The sequence below is a fragment of the Streptomyces sp. NPDC056503 genome (genome assembly GCF_042794995.1).
Lineage (GTDB): Bacteria > Actinomycetota > Actinomycetes > Streptomycetales > Streptomycetaceae > Streptomyces.
Genome location: NZ_JBHTST010000093.1, coordinates 26530 through 33123 on the forward strand (window position 1 = coordinate 26530; position 6594 = coordinate 33123).

Consider the following 6594-nt stretch of genomic DNA (forward strand, 5'->3'; position numbering starts at 1 on the left):
GACGTGACGGAGGTCCCGCCGTGCGGGACCTCCGTCGTCGTGTCGCGAAGAGCGGCCGGAGCGGGCCGGGGCCGTCCGCGGAAGACCGACCCACCGGAACCGACCCGCCGAAAGACTGCCCCACCGGAACCGACCCGCCGAAAGACTGCCCCACCGGAACCGATCCGCCGGAAGGCGGCCCCGCCGGGACCGACCCGCCGGAAGACCGACCCGCCGGAAGACCGATCCGTCAGAAGACCGACTCGGCCTCGCGGATCCGGTCCGCCGGGACCGTCTTGAGCCGGGTGACGGCCTCGGCGAGCGGCACCATCTTCACGTCGGTGCCGCGCAGCGCGGTCATGTTGCCGAACTCGCCGCGGTGCACGGCCTCCACCGCGTGCCAGCCGAAGCGGGTGGCGAGGACCCGGTCGTACGCGGTGGGCGTGCCGCCGCGCTGGACGTGGCCGAGGATGACCGGGCGGGCCTCCTTGCCGAGCCGCCGCTCCAGCTCGTAGGCGAGGGCGGTTCCGATGCCCTGGAAGCGCTCGTGGCCGAACTGGTCGATCTCGCCCTTGCCGTAGTCCATCGTGCCCTCGACGGGGTGGGCGCCCTCGGCGACGCAGATGACGGCGAACTTCTTGCCGCGGGCGAAGCGCTCCTCGACCATCTTGACCAGGTCGTCCGGGTGGAAGGGGCGCTCGGGCAGGCAGATGCCGTGGGCGCCGCCGGCCATGCCCGACTCCAGCGCGATCCAGCCGGCGTGACGGCCCATCACCTCGACGACCATGACCCGCTGGTGGGACTCGGCGGTGGTCTTCAGCCGGTCCATGGCCTCGGTGGCGACGCCGACGGCGGTGTCGAAGCCGAAGGTGCGGTCGGTGGAGGAGATGTCGTTGTCGATGGTCTTGGGGACGCCGACGACGGGCACGCCGGCGTCGGAGAGCATCCGGGCGGCGGTCAGGGTGCCCTCGCCGCCGATCGGGATGAGGGCGTCGAAGCCGCTCTTCTCGACGAGCTCCTTGGCGTTGTCGCAGGCGGCGGCGAAGCGGTCGCGCTCCAGGCGGGAGGAGCCGAGGATGGTGCCGCCGCGGGCGAGGATGCCGCTGACGGCGTTGAGGTCGAGGGGGCGGTAGCGCCCGTCGAGGAGCCCGGCGTAGCCGTCCTCGAAGCCGATGACCTCGTCCCCGTAGTTGGTCACGGCCCGGTGCACGACCGACCGGATCACTGCGTTCAGGCCGGGGCAGTCGCCGCCTGCGGTGAGAACTCCGATGCGCATCGTGCTGTGTCTCCTGCTCGGTCGCGGTCCGTTTGAGCCGTTTCGATTCTCACACGCCGGACGCGTCCGGGCCGTTCGCCGCCGCTCCGCGCGTGCCGGGAACGGGTCCGTCCGGGGGTCTTTCGTCCCCTGGAGAGGGGCCTTCGTACGGCGGGCGGTCTACCCAGGTGCAGAGGTATTGTCAAGGGGGTAATGCCACCCTGTCGGTGCCTTTTCAGTACCGGGGGTTGACGCAGGGCGAGGGCCGGGCCCCGAGGACGGGCCGGGCCCTCGCGCAGGACGGCCCTTCCACGGGACGGGCCCCTTCCGCAGGACTGGACAGGAGACCGCGGCGTGACGCGCAGTGTGTACGTGACCGGGATCGACCGCGGGGACGGCCGCCAGGTCGTCGAGCTGGGAGTCATGGAGCTCCTCACCCGACAGGTGGACCGGGTGGGGGTGTTCCGTCCACTGGTGCACGACGGCCCCGACCGGCTCTTCGACCTGCTCCGCACCCGCTACCGGCTCACCCAGGACCCGTCGACGGTCTACGGCATGGACTACCACGAGGCCTCCGCCCTCCAGGCCGAGCAGGGCACCGACGAGCTCCTCTCCCGGCTGGTCGACCGCTTCCACGCGGTCGCCCGCGACTACGAGGTCGTCCTCGTCCTCGGCACCGACTTCGCCGGCACCCAGGTCCCCGACGAACTGGCGCTCAACGCCCGCCTGGCGAACGAGTTCGGCGCCTCCGTCATCCCGGTCGTCGGCGGCAAGGGCCAGACCGCCGAGTCCGTGCGGGCCGAGGCGCGCAACGCCTTCCGCGCCTACGACGGCCTCGGCTGCGACGTCCTCGCGATGGTCGTCAACCGGGTGACGGGCGAGGACCGCGAGGCCATCGCCGAACGGCTGGCCGCCCGGCTCCCCGTCCCCTGCTACGTCCTCCCCGACGAGCCGGCCCTCGCCGCGCCGACCGTCGCCCAGATCACCCACGCGCTCGGCGCGACCGTCGTCCTCGGCAACGACGCCGGGCTCGCCCGCGACGCCCTGGACTTCGTCTTCGGCGGCGCGATGCTGCCGAACTTCCTCAACGCGCTGACCCCCGGCTGCCTGGTCGTCACCCCCGGCGACCGCGCCGACCTGGTCGTCGGCGCGCTCGCCGCCCACTCGGCCGGTACGCCCCCGATCGCGGGCGTCCTGCTCACCCTGGACGAGCGGCCCAGCGACGAGATCCTCACCCTGGCGGCCCGGCTCGCGCCCGGCACCCCGGTGATCTCCGTGGCCGGCAACAGCTTCCCCACCGCCGCGGAGCTCTTCGCCCTGGAGGGCAAGCTCAACGCGGCCACCCCGCGCAAGGCGGAGACCGCGCTCGGCCTCTTCGAGCGGCACGTGGACACCGCCGACCTGCTCAAGCGGATCTCGGTGGCGCCCAGCGGCCGGGTCACCCCGATGATGTTCGAGCACGAGCTCCTCGAACAGGCCCGGGCCGACCGGCGCCGGGTGGTGCTCCCCGAGGGCAGCGAGGAGCGGGTGCTGCGCGCCGCCGACGTGCTGCTCCGCCGGGACGTCTGCGACCTCACCCTCCTCGGCGACGTCGAGGCCATCCGCAAGAAGGCCGCCGACCTCAGCGTCGACCTGCGCGACACCCAGCTGATCGACCCGCAGACCTCCGAGCTGCGGGACGTCTTCGCCGAGCAGTACGCGGCCCTGCGGGCCCACAAGGGCGTCACGGTGGAGCTCGCGTACGACGTCGTCGCGGACGTGAACTACTTCGGCACCCTGATGGTCCAGGAGGGGCTCGCCGACGGCATGGTCTCCGGCTCGGTCCACTCCACGGCCGCGACCATCCGCCCCGCCTTCGAGATCATCAAGACCAAGCCCGAGGCGTCGATCGTCTCCTCGGTCTTCTTCATGTGCCTGGCCGACAAGGTGCTCGTCTACGGCGACTGCGCGGTCAACCCGGACCCGGACGCCGAGCAGCTCGCGGACATCGCCGTGCAGTCGGCGGCCACCGCGGCCCGCTTCGGCGTCGAGCCGCGGATCGCGATGCTCTCGTACTCCACCGGCACCTCGGGCTCCGGCGCCGACGTCGACAAGGTGCGCGAGGCGACCAAGCTGGTCCGCGACGCCCACCCGGAGCTGCGGATCGAGGGCCCGATCCAGTACGACGCGGCCGTGGAGCCCTCCGTGGCGGCCACCAAGCTGCCGGAGTCGGAGGTGGCCGGCCAGGCGACCGTGCTGATCTTCCCCGACCTCAACACCGGCAACAACACCTACAAGGCGGTCCAGCGCTCGGCCGGCGCCGTCGCCGTGGGACCGGTCCTCCAGGGCCTGCGCAAGCCGGTCAACGACCTCTCGCGCGGCGCCCTCGTCAGCGACATCGTCAACACGGTCGCCATCACGGCGATCCAGTCCCAGGTCCCGACCCCGGCTCAGGAGCTCCCCGCATGACCGGCACCCCCACCCGCGTCCTCGTCCTCAACTCCGGCTCCTCGTCGGTGAAGTACCAGCTCCTCGACATGGGCGACGGCAGCCGGCTCGCGCAGGGGCTCGTCGAGCGGATCGGCGAGGGCACCTCCCGGCTCGCCCACACTCCGCTCCAGGGCGGCGGAGGCGCGCAGCGCGAGCGGACCGGCCCCATCCCCGACCACGCGGCGGCCCTGAAGGCGGTCGCCGAGGAGCTGGAGGCGGACGGGCTCGGCATGGACTCCCCCGAACTGGCCGCGATCGGCCACCGGGTGGTGCACGGCGGGTTGCGGTTCACCCGGCCGACTGTCATCGACGAGGAGGTGCTCGCCGAGATCGAACGCCTCGTGCCGGTGGCGCCGCTGCACAACCCGGCGAACCTGCTCGGCATCCGCACGGCGATGGCGATGCGCCCCGACCTGCCGCAGGTCGCCGTCTTCGACACCGCCTTCCACACCACAATGCCGGAGTCGGCGGCGCGGTACGCGATCGACGTGGAGACCGCCGACGCCCACCGGATCCGCCGCTACGGCTTCCACGGCACCTCGCACGCGTACGTCTCCCGGGAGACGGCGAAGCTGCTCGGCAAGGAGCCCGAGGAGGTGAACGTGATCGTGCTCCACCTCGGCAACGGCGCCTCCGCCTCGGCGGTCCGCGGCGGCCGCTGCGTGGACACCTCGATGGGCCTGACCCCGCTGGAGGGCCTGGTCATGGGCACCCGCTCCGGCGACATCGACCCGGCCGTCACCTTCCACCTCAAGCGGGTGGCGGGCATGGACGCCGACGAGATCGACGTCCTGCTCAACAAGCGCTCCGGGCTCGTCGGCCTCTGCGGTGACAACGACATGCGCGAGATCCGGCGCCGGGTCGACGAGGGCGACGAGCGGGCCGCGCTCGCCTTCGACATCTACATCCACCGCCTGAAGAAGTACATCGGCGCGTACTACGCGGTCCTCGGCCGGGTCGACGCGGTCGTCTTCACCGCCGGCGTGGGCGAGAACGCGGCGCCGGTACGGGAGGCGGCGATCGCCGGCCTGGAGGAACTGGGCCTCGCGGTGGACGCCGACCTCAACGCCGTGCGCTCCGGCGAACCGCGGCTGATCTCTCCCGAGTACGCCCGGGTCGCGGTGGCCGTGGTGCCCACCGACGAGGAGCTGGAGATCGCCCGTCAGACCTTCGCCCTGACCGGTCGAAACGCGGGCGAAAACGCGCACGAAAGCACGGGCGGAAAAGTTACTCGAACGACAAACGCCTGAGCGGACCCGCGCCCATTTGTACTTTCCGCCAGCCGGAATATTCCGCAGTGAAACAAACCGATAGGATCCGCCTCATGCGCCGTTCCAAAATCGTCTGCACACTGGGCCCCGCCGTCGACTCGTACGAGCAGCTGAAGGCTCTCATCGAGGCCGGTATGAACGTGGCCCGTTTCAACATGAGCCACGGGACCCAGGCAGAGCACCAGGAGCGGTACGACCGCCTCCGCAAGGCCGCCGCCGACACCGGCCGCGCCGTCGGTGTGCTCGCCGACCTCCAGGGCCCCAAGATCCGTCTGGAGACCTTCGCTGAGGGACCGGTCGAGCTGGTCCGCGGGGACGAGTTCACCATCACCGTCGAGGACGTCCCCGGCGACAAGTCCATCTGCGGCACCACCTACAAGGGCCTCCCCGGCGACGTCTCCAAGGGCGACCAGATCCTCATCAACGACGGCAACGTCGAGCTGCGGGTCGTCGAGGTCGAGGGCCCCCGGGTCAAGACCGTCGTCATCGAGGGCGGTGTCATCTCCGACCACAAGGGCATCAACCTGCCCGGTGCGGCGGTCAACGTCCCGGCCCTCTCCGAGAAGGACGTCGAGGACCTCCGCTTCGCCCTCCGGATGGGCTGCGACATGGTCGCCCTCTCCTTCGTCCGCGACGCCGCCGACGTCAAGGACGTCCACAAGGTGATGGACGAGGAAGGCCGTCGGGTCCCCGTCATCGCCAAGGTCGAGAAGCCGCAGGCCGTCGAGAACATGGCCGAGGTCGTCGCCGCCTTCGACGCCGTCATGGTCGCCCGCGGCGACCTCGCCGTCGAGTACCCGCTGGAGCGGGTCCCGATGGTGCAGAAGCGCCTCGTCGAGATGTGTCGCCGCAACGCCAAGCCGGTCATCGTCGCCACCCAGATGATGGAGTCGATGATCACCAACTCCCGTCCGACCCGCGCCGAGGCGAGCGACGTCGCCAACGCGATCCTGGACGGCGCGGACGCGGTCATGCTCTCCGCCGAGTCCTCGGTCGGCGCCTACCCGATCGAGACCGTCAAGACGATGTCGAAGATCGTCACCGCGGCCGAGGAGGAGCTCCTCTCCAAGGGCCTCCAGCCCCTGGTCCCCGGCAAGAAGCCGCGTACCCAGGGCGGCTCCGTCGCCCGCGCGGCCTGCGAGATCGCCGACTTCCTCGACGGCAAGGCGCTGATCGCCTTCACCCAGTCCGGCGACACCGCCCGCCGCCTCTCGCGCTACCGCACCGCGCAGCCGATCCTGGCCTTCACCACGGACGAGGGCACCCGCAACCAGCTCACCCTGAGCTGGGGCGTCGAGTCCTTCCTCGTCCCCTTCGTCGACAACACCGACGCCATGGTCGACCTCGTCGACGCCGAGCTCCTGAAGCTCCAGCGCCACAACGAGGGCGACACCATGGTCATCACCGCCGGCTCGCCCCCCGGCGTCCCCGGCACCACCAACATGGTCCGCGTCCACCACCTGGGCGGCGGCACCCCCGCCTGACGCTCCGCGTCGGCACACGGAACGGCCGGTGGGGCGCACCCCCCGGGGGGGGGGGGGGCCCCCCCCCGGTTCCGGGGGGGCCGGAGACACCGCCCAGGGGCCCCCCGGAGGAGGGGGGGGCCCCCCGGGTCGCCCC

4 protein-coding genes are annotated in these 6594 nt (G+C 71.8%); 3 read left to right on the forward strand and 1 reads right to left on the reverse strand.

The genetic code is table 11. From position 1 onward, the window contains the following. Positions 1 to 229: 229 nt before the first annotated feature. Entirely contained in the window at positions 230 to 1255 is a 1026-nt protein-coding gene (locus ACFQ8C_RS25050; protein WP_383461510.1) for a 6-phosphofructokinase, read from the reverse strand. 333 nt (positions 1256 to 1588) lie between these two features. On the opposite strand from ACFQ8C_RS25050, the gene pta reads away from it, so the two are divergent. The 3 genes from pta (at position 1589) to pyk (ending at position 6458) form a co-directional block, all read left to right on the forward strand. Beyond that, positions 1589 to 3682 carry a phosphate acetyltransferase gene (gene pta, locus ACFQ8C_RS25055; protein WP_383461512.1) on the forward strand — a complete coding sequence of 698 codons (2094 nt, stop codon included), beginning with the start codon at positions 1589 to 1591 and terminating at the stop codon, positions 3680 to 3682. Beyond that, a complete protein-coding gene (locus tag ACFQ8C_RS25060) occupies positions 3679 to 4953 on the forward strand; it encodes an acetate kinase (RefSeq protein ID WP_383461514.1) in 1275 nt (424 codons plus the stop codon). The genes pta and ACFQ8C_RS25060 overlap by 4 nt, the downstream gene beginning before the upstream one ends. Positions 4954 to 5027: 74 nt before the next feature. After that, positions 5028 to 6458 (forward strand): pyruvate kinase, encoded by a 1431-nt coding sequence (pyk, locus tag ACFQ8C_RS25065; RefSeq protein ID WP_383461515.1) that lies wholly within the window; start codon positions 5028 to 5030, stop codon positions 6456 to 6458. Positions 6459 to 6594: the final 136 nt, after the last annotated feature.

Bases quoted from the DNA above. Each gene is read 5' to 3' on its own strand.
- ACFQ8C_RS25060 (WP_383461514.1), top strand. From the start codon at position 3,679: ATGACCGGCACCCCCACCCGCGTCCTCGTCCTCAACTCCGGCTCCTCG.
- pyk (WP_383461515.1), top strand. From the start codon at position 5,028: ATGCGCCGTTCCAAAATCGTCTGCACACTGGGCCCCGCCGTCGACTCG.
- ACFQ8C_RS25050 (WP_383461510.1), bottom strand. From the start codon at position 1,255: ATGCGCATCGGAGTTCTCACCGCAGGCGGCGACTGCCCCGGCCTGAAC.